This window comes from Candidatus Delongbacteria bacterium (assembly GCA_020634015.1).
GTDB lineage: Bacteria > CAIWAD01 > CAIWAD01 > CAIWAD01 > CAIWAD01 > JACKCN01.
Window position 1 is genome coordinate 280,868 of the sequence record JACKCN010000006.1, and the last position, 22,865, is coordinate 303,732.

Sequence of the window (22,865 nt, forward strand, 5' to 3'; positions counted from 1 at the left end):
GTGGTTGTCGGGCCCCATGGCCTGATGCCATGCAAGTCGGTCCGCCGGTTCCAGGTTCCGGAATGACGCGGAGTGCTGGCCGAATGGCCCCCGGGGGGCCAGCGTGTGTCGATCAGCTGCGCCGCACGTAGACTTCGGGCAGATTGCGCCAGTTCTGGCGATAATCCAGCCCGTATCCCAGCACGAACTCGCTGCCGATTTCGAAGCCAACGTATTCAAGGGGGAACTCAAGCCGGGAATTGTCGGGTTTGTGCAGCAGGGTCGCGAAGGCCAGGGATGCCGGCTGCTGCAGGCTGAATTTGTTCTTGAGGAAGCTCAGGGACAGGCCACTGTCGACGATGTCCTCCACCACGATCAGGTGTCGGCCGGCCACCAGTGCGTCGTAATCCTTCTTCATCTTGATTTCGCCCGAGCTCTGCAGTTCGTCGCCATAGCTCGAGATCTTGATGAAGTCGACTTCGCAGGGGATGCTGATGCGCCGGATCAGGTCGGAACCGAAGATGAAACCGCCGTTGAGCACGATCATCAGGATGGGATTCTGGCCCTCGTAGTCCCGGCTGATCTGTTCGCCCAGCTCGCGTACCCGGCGAGCGATGGTCTCTTCATCAAGCAGGACTCCAAAGGTCATGCCGTCCACGTGCAGTTCGTTCATTGCAGCACCCATACCAGTTCCCGCGCCTGCTGGGGGGAGTCGGGTCCGGGCTGCCAGGCGCGGCGCAGACCGGGAATCCACAGGATGTCCTGCTCGTTGGCCAGCAGGGGTCGCAGAGCCCGTTCGGGCCGGCTCCATCCGGCTTCGGCCAGCAACGAGCCAACCGACTTGCGTGCATCGGCCGAGAGGCGAAGTCTGTCTCCGGCCCGTGCGGCGCGCACCTGCAAGGTTCTGCCCTGCAGATCCGGAGGCAGGTGATGGATTGCCGCGCCTTCCGGGCAGTTTCCCGGAGCTGTGCGGCCCATGCTCCAGTCCGGCCCGTCGATGCGTGCGCCCGGTTCCAGCGAACGGGAGGGCAAGGGATCGAACCGGGGATGCAGGTGCACGCGATCGCGGCTCAGGCTGATTTCATGTCCTTTGCCCAGCGGCAACCAGTTGCCCGCGTGACCCGTCAGAAGCAAGGTCCGGATGCTGTCGAGGCGTGCATTGGAAGGGCCGCGACCCCAGGCTCCGGAGTGCCGTCCGAGGGCTTCCAGAGCCTTGCGGACAACGGCCCCATGATACCGATCCCAGCCTTGCCGAACAAGGGAGTGCCCCCAGCGCTCCGGCCGGAGATCCTGAGTTTCCAGCAGTTTCTGAGCCTCGCGATCGATGGTTGCCAGCAGGGTGCCCATGTCCCGGGCGATGGCATCCAGCAGGGAGTCGAGCTCGCTTCCGGCCGACCGGCGAAGAGTGGGCATCAACTCCAGGCGCACCCTGTTGCGCAGGCCATGAGAGCGCAGATTGCTGCTGTCCGTGCACCAGTCCTGATCCAGCGATTCCAGGTCCTCCAGAACCTGGAATCGTTCCCATGCCAGCAGGGGCTTGAGCCAGCGCCCCTGACGGGCGGGCATGCCGGCCAGGCCCCAGGGCAGCTTGCCCTGACAGAGTGCCATCAGCACGCTTTCGCGCTGGTCCTGGGCATGGTGACCGGTCAGCAGAGCCCACTCTCCGGGCAGACTTTCTTCGGCGAAAACACGCCGGGCACGCCGGGCCCAGTCCTGCAGGTTGCCCCGGCGGGTTGCGGGGTGCAGCCGCTGGCAGCGCAAAGGCCAGCCCCGGGCAGTGCAGAGCGACCGGACCCAGGTTTCCTCGGCATCGGATTCAGCGCCACGCAGGCCATGGTTCACATGCAGGCAAAGGAAGTCGAGCCCGCGTCGGGCGGCGTCGTGGGCGGCCAGGAGGGCCAGAAGAGTGGAATCGGGACCACCCGAGAGCAGGACTCCAAGCCCCTTGCAGGACTCGGGCAGGAGTCGGTCCAGGGCCAGACGGAACCGGCCGTGGGGGGTCATCCCTGGCGAACGGGAGCGAGCTGGAGGGGAATCTCGTGGGTCACGGTGGCGCCTTCGTTGAGACGAATGGCCAGATTGGTGACCAGACTCTGGTTGCGGTAGCGCACTTCCAGGTCGTAGCTGTACATCTCGCCACCGTCGGCGCGGGCGATGGGCAGGTTGAGAAACACGAAACGTCCCTGCTTGTCGGACTTGGTGGAGCGGAACTGGATCGGGCGAGAGTCGCCCTGACCGCGCCGCAGGATCAACTGAACCCCACTGATGGCCAGCCCGTCTTCGGCATTCAGGGTATGGCCGGCCACATGACCGAAGGGTGCAATGCCCGTGGAACGTCGCTCGGAACCCTGATTGCGGTGGCTGCCCGGCTCGGTGCGCCGCTCGGGGCCGCGGTATTCGCTGCCGTTGCGTTCTTCAATGCCCGAGCGACGAGGGTTGGCCGGTTTCTGGTCGGCGAACTGGACCTTGAGGCTCATCACGGCATCCTCGAACTCCCCGCTGCGCAGAATGCCCTTCTCTTCCAGAAGCATGACCAGCGCGCTGAGCCGGCGATTGATGTCGGTACCTGCGGATACGGGGGCGGGGGAACTCTTGCGGGGGTGTTTCTTGGGGTCCATGGCTGTGGTGCGGGAGCAGGCCGTGGCCACGCCTTCCGCAATTCTCCTGAAATCGGTTGTTGGAACGGCCGCATTGGAGTGGCGGGCCGGAAGCGGGGCGCCCCCGCGATCGTGATCGGAAGCTCCCGGGAGCCCCCGAAGATATCATGGATCTCGGGCCGAGGCGGTCCTGAAAGACCGACCGGACCGCGAGTGTTCTGCTGGGTCTGGAATCGCAGACATTATCGCCGGAATACCGGGGAAACTTCACTCCGGACCTGGCTCCAGCACCACCGGGGCCAGTCGGGCCGGGCCCAGCATGGAATCGGATTGTCAGGGTTGTGGGCGGAAGGGCGCTTGGCGCTTCCCGGGGGGAAAGATCGACCCGCAACGCGGCTCGCGAACCGGATACCGTTCGGCAGCTCAGGCTGCCTGGCTGCCCCGATTGACGGCATAGCAGTGCAGGGACTCGAACCCCGGACACGCGGATTATGATTCCGCTGCTCTAACCAGCTGAGCTACACTGCCGTTTGGGAAAAGGCACGAAGCAAAAGTGCCATAGCGGGGGCAGGATTCGAACCTACGACCTTTGGGTTATGAGCCCAACGAGCTACCAGCTGCTCCACCCCGCAGTGAATGGAACGCCCAAGGTAGGTTCCGTTCATGGCAGATGCAAGCACATGCAAGCAAAACCTGCACCCGATCGCAGATCACTGCAGCTTGCTGCGCACCCAGTTCTCCAGCCCCCCCAGCACGATCATTTCCTGGGCCGCCGTCCCCACCGGGTCCAGAGGCCAGCTCATCTCACCGCAATGCAGGCGACTGTGATGGAAGTCGATGCGCAGGGTCATTCCCGTGCGCACGGTCAGCGCGGCGGGAAGCGCCTGCTGGCGAATCCAGGCCAGCAGAGCCGGCGCCTCGAGCACCAGGAAACCATTGTTGATCGCGTTGCGCTTGTAGGTCTCGCTGAAGGAGCCCGCCAGCACCACCGAAATGCCGAAGGCCTTGAAGGCGGTGGCCGCCTGCTCGCGGCTGGAACCGGTGCCGAAGTTCATCCCGCCCAGCAGCAGGTCTCCACGGCGTGCGATCTGGCGGAATTCTGGATCGTGATTCTCCATCAGCACGCGGGCCTGACCTTCCAGGGTGATGTCATCCTGGTAGGTGTACTTGCCCGGGTAGATTCCGTCGGTATTCAGATTGTCCTGGTCGCAGAAGATCAGCTCGCCTTCGAGGCTGGCCGGGAATCCGGGTAGCAGTGTCACGGTGCCCTTGAAAGCGTCGCGGCTCTCGCGGATCCGCAGCTCGCTTTCGGGTTCGCAGTCCGCCAGACCCGTGGGGTCGCTGATCACGCCCGCGATGGCCGACGCGGCCACCACGGCGGGCGAGGCCAACCAGGCAAAGGCCTCGGGCGAACCCATGCGCCCCTTGAAGTTGCGGTTGGTGGCCGAGATGCCCGTCTCACCCGGTTCCAGCAGCCCGCGGCCCAGGCCAATGCAGGGGCCGCATCCGGGCGGCAGCGCGATGGCTCCCGCATCCAGCAGGGTCTGCCAGGTGCCGTTGAGGATGCACTCCTGCTCCACTTCGCTGCTGGCCGCCGCGATGTAGAATTCCACTCCGGGAGCCACACGGTGTCCGGCCACCACGGCGGCCGCCTGGGCGATGTCCTCGCTGCGGCTGTTCACGCAGGAAACCAGATAGGCCTTCTGCACCTGGATGTTCTGCTCCTTGAGGCGGCTGGCGCGCTGGGTGACCTTGACCGTGTTCGGTCCGGTGACCAGCGGCCGGATGCTGGAAAGATTCAGCACGATCTCGCGCTGGTACCAGGCGTCCGGATCCGCGGCGGGCAGGGTGCGCTCGAGGTGATCGAGACGCTCGGCATTCAGGCGGGGATGGTGTCCGGCGCCGTCCTCGTCGGAAGGCACGCCCGCCAGTCCGCGCCGGCTTGCCCAGTCGATGCGTGCGCGCAGCCAGGCGATGGTGCGGGCGTCAATCGGGAACACACCGCTGAGGGCGCCCCATTCGGTGGTCATGTTGGCAATGCTCAGGCGGTCGCTGATGCTCAGCGCGGCCACGCCATCGCCGACGAACTCGATCGAGTGGTTCAGCACCTCGTCCTTGTTGAAGATGCCGCACAGCGCGAGGATCACGTCCTTGCCCGAGACTCCCTTGGGCAGCGATCCCGTCAGTTCCACGCGCGCCACGGGCGGGACCTGCCACCAGGTTCGTCCGGTGGCCCAGATCGCGGCGGCGTCCGTGCGCACCACGGGAGTGCCCAGGCAGCCCAGCCCTCCATACATGTTGGAATGGCTGTCCGAGGCCACCACCAGACTGCCCGGCCAGGCATAGCCTTCCTCGCACATGATCTGGTGCCCGATGCCGCGTCCGGCGCCGTAGAAGTCCAGCCCCATCTCGCGGGCGAAGGAACGGATGCGCGCGTACTTCTCCTGGTTGGCTTCGGAGACATCCTGGATGTTGTGATCCAGTGCCACCACCACCTGGCGGGGATCGGCCACGCGGCGAGCGCCGATTCCCTGGAACTTGGGAATGATGGCACCCGTGTTGTCGTGAGACATCACGTGGGCGGGGCGGATGGAGACGAAGGAACCGCTGTGGATCTCCTCGCCGGCCTGCAGGCCGACGGCGAAGCGCTGAACGATCTTTTCGGTAAGATTCTGGGCCATTCTGCTCACCGGTTTTTCGACCGCGGTACGCGGCCAGTTTTCAGGCGACGATGTGTCCGCCGCGTGGGGCTGAAAATGGAACTCCTTCGGGGGCGGAAACCAGACACTGGTCAAGCCGGTTGACCTGGTCGAACGGCCAGGTCAGTGGGTGGGTTCCCGCGGGAAGCGTCACCCAAGGTCATCGATCACGGTCACGCCTTCCGCCGTGGGACCTTTCTCGCCATCGACCAGACGAAAGCTGACTTCCTGGCCGGGCACCAGGACCTTGCGCCCCTTGGCCCGGATCTGGGAAAAGTGGACGAAGATGTCCACATCGCTTCCCAGGGTGGTGATGAAGCCATACCCGTGGCGCTCATCGAAGAATTTCACCGTTCCCAGCATCTGTACGCGTTCTCCATTGGGCGGTCAGGTCTGCATGACTCCGCTGCGGAAGGGCGGAATCTCCGGATTGTGGCTGGCCACCGACAGGGCCAGATCCACGCGGGAACGGATCTCGCGGGGGTCGAGGATTTCGTCGACCCAGAGCCGGGAGGCGGCGTACACGGGGTCCATCTCGCGCTCGTACTTGTCCTGGATTTCCTTGAGCAGGGCGGCTTTCTCGGCCTCGCCGATCAGTTGCCCCTTCTTCTTCAGCTGCCCCACCCGGATGTCCAGCAGGACCTGGGCCGCCTGTTGCCCTCCCATCACGGCCAGGCGCGAGGCGGGCAGCGAATAGATGAAGCGCGGATCATAGGCCTTGCCACAGAGCGCATAGTTGCCCGCGCCGAAACTGTTCCCGAGGATGATGGTGATCTTGGGCACCACCGAATTGGCCACCGCGTTGACCAGCTTGGCTCCGTCCTTGATGATGCCACCATGTTCGGCCTTGCTGCCCACCATGAAGCCCGTGACATCCTGGAGGAAGAGCAGGGGGATCCGGCGCTGGTTGCAGTTCATGATGAAGCGGGCGGCCTTGTCGGCGCTGTCGCTGTAGATCACGCCGCCCACCTGCAGCTCGCCCTTGCCCGAACGGACCACGGCGCGCTGGTTGCAGACCACGCCCACCGTCCAGCCCCGGACCCTGCCCGTGCCGCAGAGCAGCGTGCCGCCGTACTCGGGTTTGTACTCCAGCCACTCGCTGTCGTCCAGCAGGCGGGCCAGGATTTCCTTCATGTCGTAGGGGCGCGCCATGTCCATGGGAAGCAGGTCCAGCAGCTCATCGCTCGCGAAGCGCGGTTCGCGGCTCTCGCCGCGCTCGAAGACCCGGTGCTTGCCCGAAGGCATCTGGGAAAAGATCTCGCGGATGCGCTCGAGGCACTCGGCGTCGTTCTCGGCGGCATAGTCGGTGACTCCGCTCACGCTGCTGTGCACCTCGGCTCCGCCCAGGTCCTGATTGTCGATCACCTCGCCGATGGCGGCCCGCACCAGATGGCTGCCCGCCAGAAAGACACTTCCGCTGCCCTTGACGATCAGCGCTTCGTCGCTCATGATGGGCAGGTAGGCCCCACCGGCCACGCAGGGTCCCATGATCGCGGCGATCTGGGGAATGCCCATGGCGCTCATCACCGCGTTGTTGCGGAAGATGCGCCCGAAATGCTCGCGGTCGGGAAAGATCTCGTCCTGGCGTGGCAGAAAGACCCCCGCGCTGTCCACCAGATAGACGATGGGCAGCCGGTTCTCCATGCAGATTTCCTGGGCGCGCAGATTCTTCTTGGCGGTGATGGGAAACCAGGCCCCGGCCTTGACCGTGGCATCGTTGGCCAGCACCATCACCTCGCGGCCATGAATCCTGCCGATGCCCATCACGGTGCCCGCGCCGGGCACGCCGCCTTCCTCCTCGTACATGCCTTCGCCGGCGAAACTGGCCAGCTCGTGAAAACTGTCGGGGTCCAGCAGGGCCATCACGCGCTCACGCGCCGTCAGTTTTCCCTGCTTGTGCTGTCGGGCAATGGCCGCCTCGCCTCCGCCGAGGGCAATGCGGGCCCGCAGCTCATTCACGCGCGCCAGGCAGGACTCCTGGTACTCGCGTTGTCCGGAGGGACGTTTCAGCTCGGTGAGGGGAGTTCCCAGACGATCCATGGGGCAGGGTTCCGCTTGTGTGACAGGTGCCCGTGGATCGTGCGCCACGGGCCGGCTTCGAATGTATGGATGATCGGCCAAAGCCCCAACGGACTGAAGCCGATCCGGGGCCGGCGCCCGTTCGGTCCACGGGGAAACTCGCCCCGGCAGTGGGCAGTGCAGCCCGCCAATCCCTAAGTTGCGCGCTTTGTCAGTCCCGGAGATCCATCATGCTCAAACTGTTGCTTGCCCTGCTGGCGCTGGGAATCGGCGCAGGTCTGTTCCTGGTCGAGTTGCTGCGCCGCCTGAATGCTGTCTCACAGGTCAGCCCGGGCTGGCCCGAACCCAGTCTGGCGCGCCTGAAGCGCTTCGTGGGCGAAGTTCTCTTCCAGCGCAAGATCATCCGGCACCGCCCGCTTGCCGGTTGGGCCCACGCTCTGGTGTTCTGGGCCTTTCTGGCCTTCGCGCTGGAGACCCTGAATCATCTCAGCCAGGCCCTGCCTTTCCTGCCCTACGGCTTTCTGCCGCGGCATGGCTGGTTTCACACGATCTTCCAGGGCATCGTCGGGGCCTTCGCCTGGGCCGCGCTGGGCGGGATCCTCTATCTGTTCGTGCGCCGCTTCATCCTGCGCCCCGCCCCCCTGGGCAAGAAGCTCTCGTGGGAGAGCGGCGTGGTGGCCTTCTTCATCGCCACCCTGATGGTGACCTACCTGCTCAAGTATCACGACCCCGGACTCTACGGAGTCGGCACCCAGGCCGGCCCCACGGTCTGGTGGATCCATACCCTGACCCTGTGTGCCTTCATGGCGCTGATTCCGCGCTCCAAGCACCTGCATCTGGTGCTGGGGCCCCTGGGCGTGTACATGCGCAACGAGACCATGGGACACATGCAGCCCCTGGATTTCGAGAACGAGGAAACCGGCGCACACCTGCTGAGCGACCTGGCCCGCAAGGACGCCCTGGCCGCTTTCGCCTGTGTGGAATGCGGACGCTGCATGGAGCACTGCCCGGCCACCCAGACCGGCAAGGCGCTGGACCCCAAGCAGCTGGTGCTGCGCGTGCGCGGAGGCCTGCTGGACGAGGCCACCCAGGCGGCCGTGAGTGACACGGTGATTCCCCAGGACTGGCTCTGGCAGTGCACCACCTGCGGCTCCTGCGCCCTGCAGTGCCCCACGGGCAACGACCAGCCGCTGTTGATTCAGGAGCTGCGCCGCGGTCTGGTGAGCGAAGGCGAATTCCCCGCCACCTTCCGCACCTTCTTCGACAATCTCGAACGCAGCGGCAATCCCTGGCGCTACCAGAGTGCCGAGGCGGTCAAGTTCATCCGCGAGCTGGATCTGCCCATGGCCGACGGCAGCCAGAAAGTGCTCTACTGGATGGGCTGCATGGCGCGCTACGATGAGTCCTACCGGAAAGTTGCGCTGGACTTCGTCAGGATCCTGCGCGCCGCCGGGGTGGACTTCGGTGTGCTGGTCAATGAGAAGTGCACGGGCGACGCCGCCCGGCGCGCGGGCAACGAGATGGCCTTCCAGGAACTGGCCATGGAGAATGCGGCGCTGATCAATGAGATCGGCCCCTCGACCATCGTCAGCACCTGCCCCCATTGCATCAAGACCCTGGAAGAGTACAAGGATCTGGCGCCCGAGCTGCGGCTGGGCGCCGTGCCCATCGTGCATCACAGCGCCTTCATCAAGGACCTTGTGCAGCACGGCCACATCGAGCTGAAACCCGACGCCCAGTTCGACGGCGCCGCGGTGACCTACCACGACGCCTGTTACCTGAGCCGCTACATCGGCCAGGAAGTGATCGACGCCCCGCGCGACCTGCTGCGCTTCTCGGGAGCCGCGGTGGTGGAACCCGAGCGCCACGGCGACCGCAGTTTCTGTTGCGGCGCCGGCGGGGCCATGCTCTTCGCCGAGGAAACCGAAGGCACCCGCATCAATCACGCCCGCACCGACGAACTGCTGGCCACGGGCGCCAAGACCGTCTGCACCGCCTGCCCCTTCTGCCGCACGATGATCTCCGACGGAGTCAAGGACAAGGGCCGCCAGGAAGAGATCGAAGTGCTCGACCTGGCCCAGCTGGTGGCGCGCAGCATGGTGCAGCCCGGCAGCCATTGACGGCTGGCGAGATGTCGCACGATGCAAGGGCGCCGGTTCCGCGAGGAACCGGCGCCCTTTCGTTTACGATCGCGGCTGGCCGCCCGGGAGATCTCCCCTCAGGGCAGCGTGCGGCAGACACGGAATCCGGCCGTTCTCATCTCCGACCCGAGCAGCGGGACCGTGGTGGCCCGGGTCGCGCGCAAGGCCGCCGCATTGGAGGCGTGGTCTCCTCCGCGGATCTCGCTGGTGACCTGGACTTCCGCGCCGCTGTGATCGCTGGAGTACGCATTGACCCATTCCCAGGCATTGCCGGCAAGATTGAGCAGACCCAGGGATGAGGCCCCGTCGAAATGTGTCCACACGGGTTGGGTCCAGCCGGTGCAGGGCTCGCCCGGGGAATATTCGGCCAGCTGGCAGTCGGGCGGCTGGTCGCCCCAGGGATACTCACGGCCGTCGTCGTAGCGGGCGGCATACTCCCACTCCATGGGCAGAGGCAGGCGGTAGCCCGCTGCGCTCGTTCCGGTCCGCAGCCAGTCGCCATTGCCGTAGGCCGGCAGGCCTTCCCGCATGCTGAGCCAGTCGGCGAAGCAGACCGCCCCGAACCAGGTCGCATGTACCACAGGGTGGTCCGCGGGGTCGTATCCGTGGGCAAAGGCGACTCCGGGGCCATGGGCGCCATCCACGAATCGGGAGCAGGCCAGATGGAAGCGGTTCAGCTCCTGCGACCAGCGGATCTCGGTGGGCGAGTCGTATCCATCCTTGATCCAGAGCAGGGGCCGGTCGTGCTGTGTGACAAACTCCCCGTCCACCGTCACCAGGCCCTGCTCAAGAGCCCAGTTGAGAGCGTCGAGATACTGGGCGTTGCTGACTTCGGTGCTGCCGATCACGAAGGAATGGTCGATGACCGTCAGCTGGCCTTCCCCGGGGCCCATCATGAATTCGCCCGGGGGCAGGGTCACCGCTTCGATGCCCGTTGTGGGCAGGGGACTGCCCACGAGCAGGCTGCGCGTGGTATCCGCGAACTGCCCCCAGGCATCACGCACTTCCAGGCGGACCCGGGTCAGATCCACCCGGCCGAAGGTGTGCTCGACCTTGGGCGATGCGGACCAGGGCGTGTCCCAGAGGCCATCGCCTTCCCAGTCCCAGCGGAAATCCAGCGGACTGTCGGGAAACTGAAGATGTCGTGAGGCGCTGGCATCCAGCGAGAACAGGGTTTCCATCGTCCCGGAGGACGGCGCGATCACGATGTCCGGCAGAATCGCCTGTCCGGCGGCACACTGCTCTTCGGTCAGTACCACGATCTCCACCGAGTCCCTGACGGCCAGGGCGCCATCGTCAACCGTCACCCGGATCACACAGCGGTTCACCCGTGCCGGCGGCAGCCAGAATGTGTAGTTCCGCTGGTTGCCCTGGGGAAATGACCCGTCCGCTGACTCCCAGAGGTAGTGCAGGGAATCGCCGTCGGCGTCCAGGGCCGTGCATTCCAGCACGACCTGGTCCTGATAGGGCCCCTGAGCGCGCATGCAGACCACAAGCGGGTCGGCCACCAGCTGCGCGATCACGGGAGCGGTGTTCGCTTGCAGCTCCGGCTCCTCTTCGGCACAGCTGATCCAGAGAGACACACTCAACGCGATCATGAGCAGCATTCGGCGGTGAGGACGCATCTCGGCTCCGGATGAAGGGTCGTGGTTCAGGCTGCCGGAGTCTTCCGGCCAGGGTGTGGCACACTGGAAGCCCTGGGGGACGCTCGACCGATTCACACAGTGGCAGGCACGGCGTCGGATCCGCGCCCGGATGACCATTGACAGGAACCGGCGCATGTTCGGAAATGGCAGGGTGCCATTCCATGATGCCAATCAACCGGTCGGAAAAGGATGCCGGCGGTGGGCAGCCCGGGTTGCATTCCGCAGCTCATCTGCCGGAGCGCGTGGCCTCGGCGGGAGCCGTATTGGATGGCATCGGCAGGCCTTCTCTGGCCTGATCCGCGCCCAGCAGCCGGGCCTGGGCGTAGCACTCTTCGGCCTGGCGGAAATCGGTGGCGGTGCCCCAGCCGAAGCGGTAGCAGTTGCCCAGTTCGCGCCAGGCCTCGGCCAGACCCCGTTCGGCGGCCCGATGGAAGAAGCGGAAGGCTTCGTGCCGGTCGCGCGGAACGCCCTGCCCGCGCAGGCGCATCTGCCCGCTGGTATACAATGCGTCGCGGCTGCCCTGGGCGATCGCCTGCTGGAAGAGCTGCCAGGCGCGCGCGGCTCCTCCGTTCTCCGGTTCGGCTTCCAGCAACCAGCGCCCCAGTTCCAGGCGGGCTTCGCGGTGGTCGCGGTCGGCGGCATCTTCCAGCAGGGCCCAGGCTTCCTGCTCCTCGTCGGCCGACGCCGGGGCGCGATGCAGCATTCCGGCGAGTGCCAACTGGCAATCAAGCTGATTGCGCTGGACACCCACCCGATACCAGGCCACGGCCCCCTGCCAGCGTGCGTCCCCGGGGCGGGCTCCGTGTTCGAAGGTACGGCCCAGTTCGTGAAGGGCCTCTGTTTCTCCCAGCTGCTGGGCCTTCAGGAACCAGCCCAGGGCCTGCTGCCGACTGTTGCGACCGCCGCGCCCTTCGCGGTGCATGCGTCCCAGTCGCAGCGCAGCCAGCCCGTCACCGGCTTCGGCGGCTCGCTGGTACCACTGGCGAGCTTCCCGCGTTGATGCACGTGTGCCACGCCCCCATTCCAGACAACGGGCCCAGGGTGTCCAGGCCGCCACCTCTCCGGAGTGTGCCGCCAGTCGCAACCAGAACGCACTTTCGCGCTCGTTGCGCCAGGCCAATGGCCCCTGGCCCAGCAGGCTGGCCAGTTGGACGCGTGCCTGCCCCTCACCTTTCACAGCAGCCTCGCGCAAGTCATGCAGAGCCTGCAGGGAATCCGCGGGAGTCAGCAGGCTCAGGCGCCAGCGGCCGAGCCAGGACTGTGCGCGTGCCGAGCCCGCATCGGCGGCGCTCTGCATCCAGCCGAGTGCACGTACCGTGTCGGGCGTGCAACCGATGCCACTCACGTAACACAGGGCCAGCGAGGTGCGCGCCTCGTCCACTCCGGCCTGTGCCGCGCGCCGGTACCAGCTGAATGCGCTGTCCGGGCTTGCCGGTCCGCCCAGAGCGGATTCCCATGCGTCGCCCAGTTTCCAGCCAGCGGCAGCGTGTCCGCTGCGAGCCGCCCGGTTCAGCAGTTCTCTGATCTCGGCCTCGGGCGGAGAGGTGTCGGCCGCGAGCAGAATCGCCAGCTGCCAGGCTCCTTCGGCGCTGCCCGCGTCCGCGGCCTTGCGGAACCAGGCCCGCGCACTGTCCGGATTCTGCTCCAGCCCGTGTCCCATTTCGAAGGACTGGCCCAGGGTCACCATGGCCGCGACCCTGCCGGCAGCGGCCAACTGGCGCAGTTCCGTCAGCCGGTGGCATGTGCGGGCCTGCAGATCCTGCTCAGGTTGTGCGAGATCTTCGCTGGGCCAGAAGCGAACCCCAAGCGCGCACAGGGCAAGCAGAAAAAGAAACTGCCCCACGCGCGTGCGTGGGGCAGTCTTCGGACTCTTCGGGGGGAAAGCGGCGGCCGGGCGGCTTTCCCGGGGATTCACAGCGCGGCCGTGAGGGCCGGACAGACCTCGAACAGGTCCCCCACGATGCCGTAGTCGGCGACCTTGAAGATCGGGGCCTCGGGGTCCTTGTTGATGGCCACGATGTAGCGACTGTTCTTCATGCCCGCCAGATGCTGGATCGCTCCGGAAATGCCACAGGCGATGTAGAGCGTGGGGTTGACCACCTTGCCGGTCTGGCCCACCTGATCGCTGTGGGGGCGCCAGCCCGCATCCACCACGGCGCGTGAGGCTCCCACGGCGGCACCCAGCTTGGCGGCCAGGGCCTCGATCGGGGCAAAGCCCTCGGGCCCCCCGGTGCCACGGCCCCCGGAGACGATGATGTCGGCCTCGCTGAGGTCGATCTTGCCCGCGGCGGAGGCCAGGATTTCCTGGACCACGGCTTTCATGTCCAGACTCTGGCTGTGTACGGACTCCACCGCAGCGGAGCCTGAGTCGCTGGTGGCCGCGAAGACCTTGGGGCGCAGGGTCGCGCAAGCGACGGAAGCCTGGCAGCGGACTTTGCTGAGCACCTTGCCCGCGAACACGGGACGGGTCACCAGCAACTGAACCTCGGCCACCTCGAGGCTCGTGCAGTCGCTGAGCACACTCAGCCCCAGCCGAGCCGCCAGCCGGGCGCACAACTCGCGCCCCTGGACCGAGGCGCTGGCGAAGATGCCCTTGGCATCCAGACCGGAAATCACCGCGGCCAGGGCGGCAGCCCAGCCATCGGCACTGTAGGCCTTCAGGTCTTCGACCTGGATCACGCGGGTGGCGCCGTGATTGCCCAGCGCGGTGCTGTCGGCGGAGATGCCCGGAACCAGGGCGATGACCGACCCGCCGAAGCCGTTGGCCACCAGGGTGCGGCAGGCGCTCAGGGCTTCCAGCGAGCCCTGCCAGATCTTTCCGTCGTGCTGTTCGATGATGCAGACCAATGACATGGTGTTCCCCTAGAGAATCTTGGCTTCGTTCTTGAGCAGACCCAGCAGCTCGCCCACTGCCTCGGGTCCCTTGCCGATGATGCGACCCGCGGGACGTGCCGCCGGGTATCCCAGCCCCTCGGTGTTCAGCAGGCTCTCGCCCGTCTGTGCCGCCAGGGTCTCCAGAGGTTTCTTCTTGGCCATCATGATGCCCTTGAGACTGGCGTAGCGGGGCTCGTTGAGGCCCTTGTCGCAGCTCAGCACGGCGGGTGTGGTGGTGCTGTACTTCTCCTTGCCGCCCTCGATCTCCCGTTCCACGGTAAGGGTGCTGCCTTCAAGAGCCAGCGCGCTGATGCCGGCCACGCAGGGCAGGCCCAGCAGTTCGGCCAGCATGGGGCCCGTGGAGCCGTGGTCGTGATCCACGCCCTGCTTGCCGCAGAGGATCAGATCCATCGACTGGCCCTTGAGCCACTCGGCCAGGGCCAGCGCCGCCTGACGCGGGTCGCTGAGGTCCTTGTCCACGGTCAGCAGCACCGCCTGATCGCCGCCCATGGCCAGAGCCTTGCGCAGGGTCTTGTCGGCATCGGCCTCACCCACGGTGAGCAACGTGACACTGCCGCCATGGGCTTCCTGAAGTTTCAGGGCCGCCTCGATGGCGTACTCGTCATAGGGATTGATGATGTAGTTGATGCCCGCCGTGTCCACGCTGCGACCATCGGCCGCCAGCAGGATCTGGGCCTCGGTGTCCGGCACCCGTTTGATGCAGACGCAAATATTCACCGGGGGTCCTCCGCAATTGATGGAAGCGTGCTTCGAAAGGAGCCGGGAAGGTAGGGATTTCCGCGGGGCATTCCAGCCTTCAACCGTTGGGGGTGTCGCGCGGTTCAGGGTTCCGGTAGGGTGCCAGCATGTGGTCGCGGTAGTCGGCCCAGCGGTCCTCAAGAATGGCCTGGCGGGCACCGCGCACCAGGTCGAGGAAGTAGTGCAGGTTGTGGATCGTGCCCAGGCGCATCGCGGTGAATTCTTCCACATGGTACAGGTGGCGCAGGTAGGCCCGGTCGTAGGTGCGGCAGGTGTAGCAGGCACAGGCGGGATCCAGAGGCTGATTCACCGAGAATTCATGACGTGCCGACTTGGCGCTGACACGGCCCACCGTGGTGAACAGGGTGGCCTTGCGCGCGTTGCGCGTGGGCAGCACACAGTCGAACTGATCCACTCCCAGATCGATGCTCTCGAGGATGTCCTCGGGTGTGCCCACGCCCATCAGATAGCGGGGCTTGTCCGGAGGCAGATGGGCCCCGCAGAGGTCGGTCATCTCGCGCATCGCCTGTTTGCTCTCCCCCACCGAGAGGCCGCCGATCGCCAGCCCGGGCCAGTCCCATTCCTGTAGCGCCTCGATGGACTGCAGGCGCAGATCGGGAAAGACCCCGCCCTGGACGATGGGGTAGAGAAACTGCTGGTGCCCCCAGAGCGCGTCCGTTGCCCGCCATTGCGTGTGACAGCGGCCAGCCCAGCGCAGGGTCCGTTGCAGGCTGCCTTCCACGTAGGCGTGATCCGCGGTGCCCGGCGGACATTCATCCAGCACCATCATGATGTCGCTGCCCAGCACGCGCTGGATCTCGATCACCGATTCGGGCGTGAAGAGGTGCCGGCTGCCATCGATGTGGCTCTGGAAACTGGCCCCTTCCTCATGCAGCTTGCGCAGTTTGGCCAGTGAGAAGATCTGGAAGCCTCCGGAATCCGTCAGGATCGGGCGCTGCCAGCGCATGAAGCGGTGCAGACCACCGGCGGCCCGCAGCACATCCAGCCCAGGCCTGAGATACAGGTGATAGGTATTGCCCAGCAGGATCGGGGGATCCAGGTCTTCCAGGTCCCGTCCGTCCAGAGTCTTGACCACCGCGCGAGTGCCCACCGGCATGAAGATCGGAGTGGGCACGCTGCCGTGGGACAGATGCAGGGTGCCGGCCCGGGCCCGGCCGCTGGTGGCTTCCAGTGTGAACACGCATTCGCCTGCTGTTTGGGGCCGGGGACCTGTGCCCGCCGGATCGTGTGGGACTTCGGCCAGAAAGAAGGACCGGTTCCGTGGAACCGGCCCTCGATCGGGGCAAGCCATGACGGAATACCGCGAGACTACTTCTGGCGCAGCGCGTCGCGGATTTCGGTGAGCAGTACTTCTTCCTTGGACGGGGCCGGCGGGGCGGCAGGCTTCGCTTCCTCTTTCTTCTTGAGGGAATTCATCGCCTTGACCACCATGAAGATCGCGAAGGCGACGATCACGAAGTCCACCGCCGTCTGGATGAACTTGCCGTAGTTCAGGCTCACGGCGGCCACATCGCCCTCGGCCTCCTTGAGCACGATGGCCAGCTGGGTGAAGTTGACCTTGCCCATCAGCATGCCCAGAGGCGGCATGACCACGTCGGCCACGAAGGACGAGACGATCTTGCCAAAGGCTCCGCCAATCACGATACCCACGGCCATGTCAATCACGTTTCCGCGCATGGCGAATGCCTTGAACTCCTGCATCATGGACATGAAGAACCTCCGCTGTTGTCTAGATCACCGCTGTGTTCTGGTTTGTGAGTCCAGTCGTTGCCGCTGCATTCCGCGGCGTTTCCCCCGGGCGCTCGCATCTGGTTCCGGACCGGCAACAGGACACCGGATACCCGGACGGGAGTCTGAGAGAATGACTGGGTTCTGGAATGGACCGGTCCCCCCGGGACCGCGACGCGACAAAGTAGGAAAACGCGGTTGAGTGCCCGCAGGGCCGGAAGACGGAAAGGTCAGGGGACATGAGAAAAAAAGCCCGTCCGGTAGCGATCGGACGGGCAGTTTCCATTGGGACTGACAAGGGCACGTCAGCCCCCGCAGGTTTGGGCATAACCGAGAGGTGGAACAGGGGGCATCCCGTTCCGTGTCCCCACGGCGGCCCAGCGTTTTTCATCGATACCCGCACAGAGCAGATGCCAAGGAAACAGGGTTGCTGGACCGAGCTCGCATTAGGATTGCAGGAACCGTGCCAATTGCGACAATGTCAACGGCGTCCTGATAAACAAGGACTTGCGAACAATCTCCGCGCCACCCACTCCTTCTCCATGCCCAATTCTGGACATCGGCCAGCAGTCGATGACCGAAATCCTTCAGGGAGATTGTGGTTCGCCATCCGGATCCCAGATGGCCCAGGTCATGTCAACCTGTTCGGCACTGCGCATGGGAACATCTTCGTCCCACAGGCGCTGGAACTGCTCCTGACGTACCTGATCCGCGGGAATCCGGCTGTGCCCGTCCGCTGACAGGATCCGGTGCCAGGGCAGATCCGGATCGGGCAGATTCCTCAGCAACCGGGCCGCCATCCGGGCCCTTCCGGGAAACCCGGCCATCTCGGCCAGGCGCCCATAACTCAGGACCCGACCGGGAGGGATCTGCGACAGAATGCGCTGCATGCGCTCGAGCATCAACTGCTGCTCGCTCATCACGGCTTTCCTCTTACTTGAGCAGCAGGATGCGCCGGGTCTCGGCCCAGCCACTCCCGGCCCGTGCACGCACCAGATAGACGCCGCTCGCCAGCGACTCACCGTCGATCCGGAAGAGGTGCTCGCCTGCCTCCAGGGGGCCCTGGGCGAGTTGCATCACTTCCTGCCCCAGCAGGTTGTACACGGCCAGGTCCAGACTCTCGCGCCGATCGAGCTGCAGGCGAATGCGGGTCTCGGGATTGAAAGGATTGGGCCAGGCTTCCGAGAGATGCCAGGTGCTCGCCACGGCCGGCGCGGGCTCCACGGTTGTCAGGGGCACGGCGACCAGGCGGATCTCGTCGACGAAGTATCCCACGTGCAGACCCTGATCACTGCCGTCAGCCGCCATGCGCCAACGCAAGCGCAGGTTGCTGCCCAGCCAGGGCTCCAGATCCAGCGAGGCCAGATTCCACAGCGCCTGCACACCCGTGCGGCTGGCAAGCTCTTCCCAGGGGCCCTCGTCGGCGCTGACTTCAAGGATCACGAAGTCAAGTCCACTCTGCATGAACCACTGCTCACGCAGTTCCAGCCAGGCACTGCTGGCCTGGCTGAGGTCAATCGTGCGCTCGAACCGGGCGATGCCCGCCGAGAATGCATCGTAGAAGCCGTCGTCGGAACTGCCCAGTGCCCGGCTGCTGCCTCCATAGGTACGCCCGCTCTGGAAGGCCCATTCGCCGCTCAGGTTCCAGTTGCCTGCCGTGTCCAGGGTCTCGAAGTCGTCCAGCGCCTCGTCTTCGCCCATGGTGAATTCGGCAACTTCGCTGAAGCCTTCGAGCGCCGCCTGGCTTTCATCGATGGCCCTGAGGCGCATCTCGTGCATCCCGGCGTTGGCGGCCGTGTACTCCAGAGTCAGGTTCCACAGTCCGGTGGTCTGCGCATCGGGCTGAAGCGCGCCCAGGCTCTGCCACTCGCCACCGGCTTCGCGTCCTTCCAGGTTCACGGATGCCAGCCCCAGGTTGTCGCTGGCCAGCGCCTGCAGTTGCTGGACACCACTCAGACCGATCAGGTTTCGCGGCGGGCGCACGAAGCTCGCCACAGGCGGAATCTGGTCGGCCCCCACCCTGAATCCGTACCAGCCGCTTTCGGGCAAGCTGATGTTCAGCCCATACTCGAAGCCCAGATTGAAGCGATACTCCACCTCCTGCTCCGCAAAGGGGCCGGGAATGGTGGTGAACCAGATCTCGGGGTTGAAGCCGACCTCAAGCTCCAGCGTTTGCACTTCGCCGCCGTCGACCCGCCACTCAAGTTGGTGGCCAAGCAGATTCAGCTGGCTCTGTACGGTCACGCTCACCTCGAAACCACCGGCCTGTGTGTCCTCGCTGTCCGGCAGGGGGCTGTGATCCAGATCCGGCAATGGTGCCAGCCCAAGGAGCTCCAGGTCGTCGAGATACCAGCCCGGACCGTTCTGGCTGGCGTTGCTGACGAAGTTGAAGCGAAGATCCAGCCGGTCGCCAACCTGCAGGCCGTCGCTGAGTTCGAAGGCGAGCGCCTGCCAGGCGGACCCACTGCCCGAAAGGGCCGGCTCGCCGGCGAGAGGCAGAGTCGAGGAGAAATTGAAATCGTAGCCCGAGCGCGGTTCCCGGGTCTGCCAGTCGCCGCCGTTGAGCGACATCTGCAGGTTGCCCCCGTCTCCGCTGCCGTCTCCCAGCATCCAGTGCATCAGGCCCAGTGCCGAGAATCCATCCCGGGTGACCACCAGACTGGGCAGGTCCAGACGGGCCCAGCTGCTGTTGGCATAGTTGCCCGTGAGCCCCGTGGCCCAGACATTCTCGCCGCTGAAGGCATTGAAAGGGCCGCTGAGGGGAGTTCCGTGCTGCCAGAGACCCTGAGCGTCGCTCAGGCCCGCATCGTCGGATTCGAAATCGAGCAAGGGCAGGGGCTGGGAGCTCACGGCAAAGTGCCAGGCACCCTCCGCACCGCCCACAGGACTGAAGAGTTCGCTCTGGTCCCCATTGACCAGACTGGCGTAGACCTCCACCCAGGGAGTTTCCTCGAAGCCGGGCAACTGAACCGACCAGACATCTCCGCCATCGCTGAGCATGGGCAGCTGCTGCCATTCACCACCGGCTTGCCGGAAGTTCAGGAACACATCGGCATCGGCCAGAAATGCGGGCAGGTCTCCCGAGGCCTCCATCTGCAGCTCGACGTCCGGCGGAATCTGCAGGGGCGGCTGGTGCAGCACGAAACTGCTCATGGACCAGGTCAGCACACTGCCGATGCCGTGGGCGTTGAAGGATTCGTCAATCTCCTGCCAGTGAGGAGTCTGGTCGCCCAGGTCCCCATTGTCGTCGTCGGCCAGCAGCACCTCCACGAAATACTCGAAGAAGGCCCGGCCCGTGTCCACGTCGTCGGGAGCGCCCCAGCGGGCGAAGTGATACAGGTGCTGGGCCGGTTCCAGGCCAATGGCCTGTCGCAGGTCCCACATCGCGCCGCCAATGATCTCGCCGTCGGCGTGCACTTCGCCCGTGATGTTCTCGGGGTAGTGACGGCTGTTCTCCACCGCGCGCAGACTCCAGCCCGGCGAGACGAAGTTCACGTCCTGGATGAAGACCGCGTTGACGTCGGCCAGCCCTTCGTGCATCGCGCCGTTGATCATGCCCTGGCTGGCCCCCGCCTGCTGGTACTGACGGTGGTTGATGCCGTGTCCGTACTCGTGATACAGTACCCCGGCCACCTGGGCCGTGTTGGGGCAGCCCCCGCCGGCACTGAAGAAGTTGATCGTGTTGCCACCGGGATTGTAGAAGGCGTTGCAGGTCTGGCCAATGTTGACATTCACGCCCATCGGCGCATCCTGGCCCGTGAAGCCGGGATCCAGCCCCTTGATGAAATCGTGCACGATGTTGGTGTGCACGTAGGCATCCCGCTCGGCGATGTGGGCCTCACTGCCCATCACCAGGTTCTGCGCGTCGGCGGTCTCCCAGACGAAGAAGGCATCGCTGCCGTCACTGCGGTTCACATTGGCCCAGCGCCCCAGAAACTCGCCCGAGATGAACCAGGGCCCTGCGCCCTGGACTTCCGCCGTGAACTGGCCGAGGCTGTCGGTGAACACGGACTGGCCACTCACGTCCAGTGCCAGATGGCGTGCGGGCATCAGGATTTCCGAATCATTCTGCGAGACCGGCTGGGCCAGCACGTTCACCTGGCCATTGAGAGTCACATGGCGCACCTGGTCGTAACACCAGAGCAGTTCGCCATCCTCGGTGGAATACCAGGCCCGCCAGTTGTGTTCGTGATCCAGGGGCTGGACTTCCACTTCGAGTGCGGCACGGTGGATCCAGCGATTGTCCTGCCAGGCGGGCAACCAGATCAGCCCGTGGGAATCGATGTGTGAGCCGGGATGCAGGTCGGACACCTGGTTGCGCACAGCGTCAAGCAGGGCGTCTTCGCCCCGGATGTCGCCCCGGACCGCATCCAGCAGGCCGGCATCGCTGCCCAGCATCAGGAGTGCGCCCTGGGGGCTCACCCGGAATTCGACCTCGCTGCCGAAGACCGGCAGACCGGCCCAGGTCTCGCGGAAACGCGCAACCCAGAGCCGGTCGTGGAGTCCGCCATACAGCAGTTCCAGCTCACCGGTGGGCAGCAGTTCGCGATGATCCGCGAGCCAGCTGCGCAGGCGATTCTCGAGGTCTCGCACGTCCACCAGATCTCCACCGGGCAGTTTCACACCTTGCAGCAGGGCGCGGTGAGGCGCCGGATGGAAGCGGTCCCAGTCCAGGATGCGACTGCCGGGGTTGGCCTTGAGGAACTCCTGCCAGACGGCGTTGCCGGGGTGGTCCTGCGAGAGCGGATTGGCCGGAAGCTGAAGCGGGACTTCGGGCAGGGCCAGCGCAGGCAGGGCGGCCAGGCCCAGGGCCAGCACGCCAAGGGCGAGACGCGGATTGAGGGACATGGAAGACTCCTTGGACAATGGAGAGAGCAAAGGCTTCCCGCACGCCCGGAACTGCGCCATCGGGAAGCGATCACTGTCTGATTCGGCCGACGCTGGAGTTCAGGTGGGCGAAGGGCAAATATAGCCGGATGCGCAGGGAAAACAAGCACGAGTCAACCCGCTTGCCGAAAGCTGGCGGCTTGACGGCCCCGGCTCAGACGGTGACCGCCGCCTCGAGGGGCTGGCCATCCATCAGTGTCTCGTCACCCGCTTCCAGCCGCACCCGCAGGATCTCGCCCGTGCGTTCGGGGCAGGCGGGCAGCTCCACCCGGATGTAGTTGTCGTCAGACAGCATTCCGGGAAATGGGTCAGCGTGTCCTGGGGTGACCTTCCGCCCGCAGGAATCGGTTGCCCTGAAGACGTGTGCGTTCATTGCTTGGAAATCAAGATTCATGATATATATTATGACGAGTAAAAATAAGGGTCGGAGAATGGGCTACTCCTTGTCGATGTCAAAATCCCTGCTTGTCCTGATGTTCATCGGGGACAAGATTCGCCAGGGACATTTCGAGTTCGTTTCGGCCCGTTCCATCGCCGAAGCGCTGGGCATTGCGCCGGCCACATTGACCAAACTGCTCAACAGCCTGCGGAATGCGCGTCTGATTGAGTCGCGGGAGGGCGCCAGAGGCGGCATCCGACTGGCAAGGGCCGCTGATGCAATCACCCTGCTCGATGTGTTGCAGGCGGTGGAACACGATGGGCCCCTGTTCCGCCAGGATTGGGAAGTGCCGCTGAACCTGACAAAACCCACGATCGGTCAGAAAGCGGTGAACTCACAACTTCAGGCCTGCGAAGAAGCACTGAAGCAGGCTTTGGCGGCGCGCAAGCTGTCCGATCTGTTGCGCGCACTGGACTGATATTCTTGTGACCATAACTCGACCTAATTGTGATTCTGTTTACCAACAAAAAGGAAAAGCCATGACACTCTCGAAACCGGTCCTTGGGGCCATTGCTGGCCTGCTGCTCTGGGCAGGCCCCTTTGCCAGTGCCGAATCGGCCACGCAATCAACCTGGTCTCTGGAAACTGACCCGTCCACCTTTGCGTTCGGCGGACACGCATTGCACGTGCGGTGGTCACCCGCTGCGCTGCCGGACTGGACCCTCGGCGTGGGGCATTACGCCATGAACTTCCCCGAACTGTTCGTCGAATTGCTTCCGGACAATCGCAACAAAGGCTGGAACCAGCGGCTGGAACAGGGACTTGGCGTCTTCGCCGAACGGACCCTCCGGCCCGGGGGGCGCACAGTCCTGGGGCTGCAACTGGCCGTACAACACTATGAACTTGACAGGGATGGCTTGGCGGGCTCGGTCGACTACAGCACGATTCTCGCCATGCCCTACGCCGGTGTGCGCTGGCGTCCCACGGGAGGGCCGCTGTACATCATGCCGTGGGCCGGCCTGGGGTTGTCCGCCAAACTGTCGGGTGACACCATGCTGGGTGGTGAGGACTTCACTCCGGCAGCGATCATCCCCTTTGCCACGATGCATCTGGGATACAGCTTCTGAAGCGGACGC

18 protein-coding genes and 2 tRNA genes are annotated in these 22,865 nt (G+C 65.1%); 3 read left to right on the forward strand and 17 right to left on the reverse strand.

Annotation, left to right across the window (positions count from 1 at the left end):
* Positions 1-112 precede the first annotated feature (112 nt).
* From hpt to H6678_12775, 8 genes are all read right to left on the reverse strand, one after another.
* Positions 113-652, reverse strand: coding sequence for a hypoxanthine phosphoribosyltransferase (gene hpt, locus H6678_12740; GenBank protein ID MCB9474665.1), 540 nt, complete (start codon positions 650-652; stop codon positions 113-115).
* Complete coding sequence (tilS, locus tag H6678_12745; GenBank protein ID MCB9474666.1) at positions 649-1,983, reverse strand: tRNA lysidine(34) synthetase TilS; 1,335 nt, start codon at positions 1,981-1,983, stop codon at positions 649-651. Before tilS ends, hpt begins: the two co-directional genes overlap by 4 nt.
* Complete coding sequence (locus H6678_12750; GenBank protein ID MCB9474667.1) at positions 1,980-2,627, reverse strand: carboxypeptidase regulatory-like domain-containing protein; 648 nt, start codon at positions 2,625-2,627, stop codon at positions 1,980-1,982. The genes tilS and H6678_12750 overlap by 4 nt, the downstream gene beginning before the upstream one ends.
* A 403-nt stretch (positions 2,628-3,030) precedes the next feature.
* Positions 3,031-3,104: transfer RNA gene (locus tag H6678_12755), tRNA-Met, on the reverse strand.
* Between the two features lie 31 nt (positions 3,105-3,135).
* A tRNA-Met gene (locus H6678_12760) sits at positions 3,136-3,208 on the reverse strand.
* Between the two features lie 78 nt (positions 3,209-3,286).
* Positions 3,287-5,257, reverse strand: a complete 1,971-nt coding sequence (gene lysF / locus H6678_12765; protein ID MCB9474668.1) for a homoaconitase — start codon at positions 5,255-5,257, stop codon at positions 3,287-3,289.
* 168 nt (positions 5,258-5,425) lie between these two features.
* A complete protein-coding gene (locus H6678_12770; GenBank protein ID MCB9474669.1) occupies positions 5,426-5,638 on the reverse strand; it encodes a cold shock domain-containing protein in 213 nt (70 codons plus the stop codon).
* A gap of 24 nt (positions 5,639-5,662) precedes the next feature.
* Positions 5,663-7,315, reverse strand: coding sequence for an acyl-CoA carboxylase subunit beta (locus H6678_12775; protein ID MCB9474670.1), 1,653 nt, complete (start codon positions 7,313-7,315; stop codon positions 5,663-5,665).
* A 209-nt stretch (positions 7,316-7,524) separates the two neighbouring features.
* On the opposite strand from H6678_12775, the gene H6678_12780 reads away from it, so the two are divergent.
* Positions 7,525-9,414 carry a (Fe-S)-binding protein gene (locus H6678_12780; protein MCB9474671.1) on the forward strand — a complete coding sequence of 630 codons (1,890 nt, stop codon included), beginning with the start codon at positions 7,525-7,527 and terminating at the stop codon, positions 9,412-9,414.
* Between the two features lie 98 nt (positions 9,415-9,512).
* On the opposite strand, the gene H6678_12785 is transcribed toward H6678_12780, so the two are convergent.
* From H6678_12785 to H6678_12825, 9 genes are all read right to left on the reverse strand, one after another.
* Complete coding sequence (locus tag H6678_12785; GenBank protein MCB9474672.1) at positions 9,513-11,060, reverse strand: SUMF1/EgtB/PvdO family nonheme iron enzyme; 1,548 nt, start codon at positions 11,058-11,060, stop codon at positions 9,513-9,515.
* 247 nt (positions 11,061-11,307) lie between these two features.
* Positions 11,308-12,795 (reverse strand): sel1 repeat family protein, encoded by a 1,488-nt coding sequence (locus H6678_12790; GenBank protein MCB9474673.1) that lies wholly within the window; start codon positions 12,793-12,795, stop codon positions 11,308-11,310.
* 197 nt (positions 12,796-12,992) lie between these two features.
* Positions 12,993-13,934 (reverse strand): electron transfer flavoprotein subunit alpha/FixB family protein, encoded by a 942-nt coding sequence (locus H6678_12795; protein ID MCB9474674.1) that lies wholly within the window; start codon positions 13,932-13,934, stop codon positions 12,993-12,995.
* Positions 13,935-13,943: 9 nt separating this feature from the next.
* Complete coding sequence (locus tag H6678_12800) at positions 13,944-14,693, reverse strand: electron transfer flavoprotein subunit beta/FixA family protein (GenBank protein MCB9474675.1); 750 nt, start codon at positions 14,691-14,693, stop codon at positions 13,944-13,946.
* 79 nt (positions 14,694-14,772) lie between these two features.
* Positions 14,773-16,026: a tRNA guanosine(34) transglycosylase Tgt gene (tgt, locus tag H6678_12805; protein ID MCB9474676.1), complete on the reverse strand. Its 1,254-nt coding sequence runs from the start codon at positions 16,024-16,026 to the stop codon at positions 14,773-14,775.
* A 17-nt stretch (positions 16,027-16,043) separates the two neighbouring features.
* Positions 16,044-16,439: a large-conductance mechanosensitive channel protein MscL gene (mscL, locus tag H6678_12810; protein ID MCB9474677.1), complete on the reverse strand. Its 396-nt coding sequence runs from the start codon at positions 16,437-16,439 to the stop codon at positions 16,044-16,046.
* Positions 16,440-17,050: 611 nt separating this feature from the next.
* The gene (locus H6678_12815) at positions 17,051-17,383 is read right to left on the reverse strand and encodes an MGMT family protein (GenBank protein ID MCB9474678.1); all 333 of its coding nucleotides are present in this window, start codon (positions 17,381-17,383) and stop codon (positions 17,051-17,053) included.
* Positions 17,384-17,396: 13 nt separating this feature from the next.
* Complete coding sequence (locus tag H6678_12820) at positions 17,397-21,311, reverse strand: T9SS type A sorting domain-containing protein (GenBank protein MCB9474679.1); 3,915 nt, start codon at positions 21,309-21,311, stop codon at positions 17,397-17,399.
* 193 nt (positions 21,312-21,504) lie between these two features.
* On the reverse strand, positions 21,505-21,645 hold the full coding sequence (locus tag H6678_12825; protein ID MCB9474680.1) for a hypothetical protein: 141 nt from the start codon (positions 21,643-21,645) through the stop codon (positions 21,505-21,507).
* Positions 21,646-21,742: 97 nt separating this feature from the next.
* Here H6678_12825 and H6678_12830 point away from each other — a divergent pair, with 97 nt between their 5' ends.
* Both H6678_12830 and H6678_12835 read left to right on the forward strand, forming a co-directional pair.
* Positions 21,743-22,207 carry an Rrf2 family transcriptional regulator gene (locus H6678_12830; GenBank protein MCB9474681.1) on the forward strand — a complete coding sequence of 155 codons (465 nt, stop codon included), beginning with the start codon at positions 21,743-21,745 and terminating at the stop codon, positions 22,205-22,207.
* A gap of 61 nt (positions 22,208-22,268) precedes the next feature.
* The gene (locus H6678_12835; protein MCB9474682.1) at positions 22,269-22,856 is read left to right on the forward strand and encodes a hypothetical protein; all 588 of its coding nucleotides are present in this window, start codon (positions 22,269-22,271) and stop codon (positions 22,854-22,856) included.
* Positions 22,857-22,865 lie beyond the last annotated feature (9 nt).

Excerpts from the sequence above, each read along its gene's own strand:
- H6678_12795 (MCB9474674.1), bottom strand. The coding sequence starts at position 13,934 with ATGTCATTGGTCTGCATCATCGAACAGCACGACGGAAAGATCTGGCAG.
- tilS (MCB9474666.1), bottom strand. The coding sequence starts at position 1,983 with ATGACCCCCCACGGCCGGTTCCGTCTGGCCCTGGACCGACTCCTGCCC.
- H6678_12770 (MCB9474669.1), bottom strand. The coding sequence starts at position 5,638 with ATGCTGGGAACGGTGAAATTCTTCGATGAGCGCCACGGGTATGGCTTC.
- hpt (MCB9474665.1), bottom strand. The coding sequence starts at position 652 with ATGAACGAACTGCACGTGGACGGCATGACCTTTGGAGTCCTGCTTGAT.
- H6678_12830 (MCB9474681.1), top strand. The coding sequence starts at position 21,743 with ATGATATATATTATGACGAGTAAAAATAAGGGTCGGAGAATGGGCTAC.
- H6678_12835 (MCB9474682.1), top strand. The coding sequence starts at position 22,269 with ATGACACTCTCGAAACCGGTCCTTGGGGCCATTGCTGGCCTGCTGCTC.
- H6678_12780 (MCB9474671.1), top strand. The coding sequence starts at position 7,525 with ATGCTCAAACTGTTGCTTGCCCTGCTGGCGCTGGGAATCGGCGCAGGT.
- H6678_12815 (MCB9474678.1), bottom strand. The coding sequence starts at position 17,383 with ATGAGCGAGCAGCAGTTGATGCTCGAGCGCATGCAGCGCATTCTGTCG.
- tgt (MCB9474676.1), bottom strand. The coding sequence starts at position 16,026 with ATGGCTTGCCCCGATCGAGGGCCGGTTCCACGGAACCGGTCCTTCTTT.
- H6678_12775 (MCB9474670.1), bottom strand. The coding sequence starts at position 7,315 with ATGGATCGTCTGGGAACTCCCCTCACCGAGCTGAAACGTCCCTCCGGA.
- H6678_12820 (MCB9474679.1), bottom strand. The coding sequence starts at position 21,311 with ATGTCCCTCAATCCGCGTCTCGCCCTTGGCGTGCTGGCCCTGGGCCTG.
- H6678_12825 (MCB9474680.1), bottom strand. The coding sequence starts at position 21,645 with ATGCTGTCTGACGACAACTACATCCGGGTGGAGCTGCCCGCCTGCCCC.
- mscL (MCB9474677.1), bottom strand. The coding sequence starts at position 16,439 with ATGATGCAGGAGTTCAAGGCATTCGCCATGCGCGGAAACGTGATTGAC.
- H6678_12785 (MCB9474672.1), bottom strand. The coding sequence starts at position 11,060 with ATGCGTCCTCACCGCCGAATGCTGCTCATGATCGCGTTGAGTGTGTCT.
- lysF (MCB9474668.1), bottom strand. The coding sequence starts at position 5,257 with ATGGCCCAGAATCTTACCGAAAAGATCGTTCAGCGCTTCGCCGTCGGC.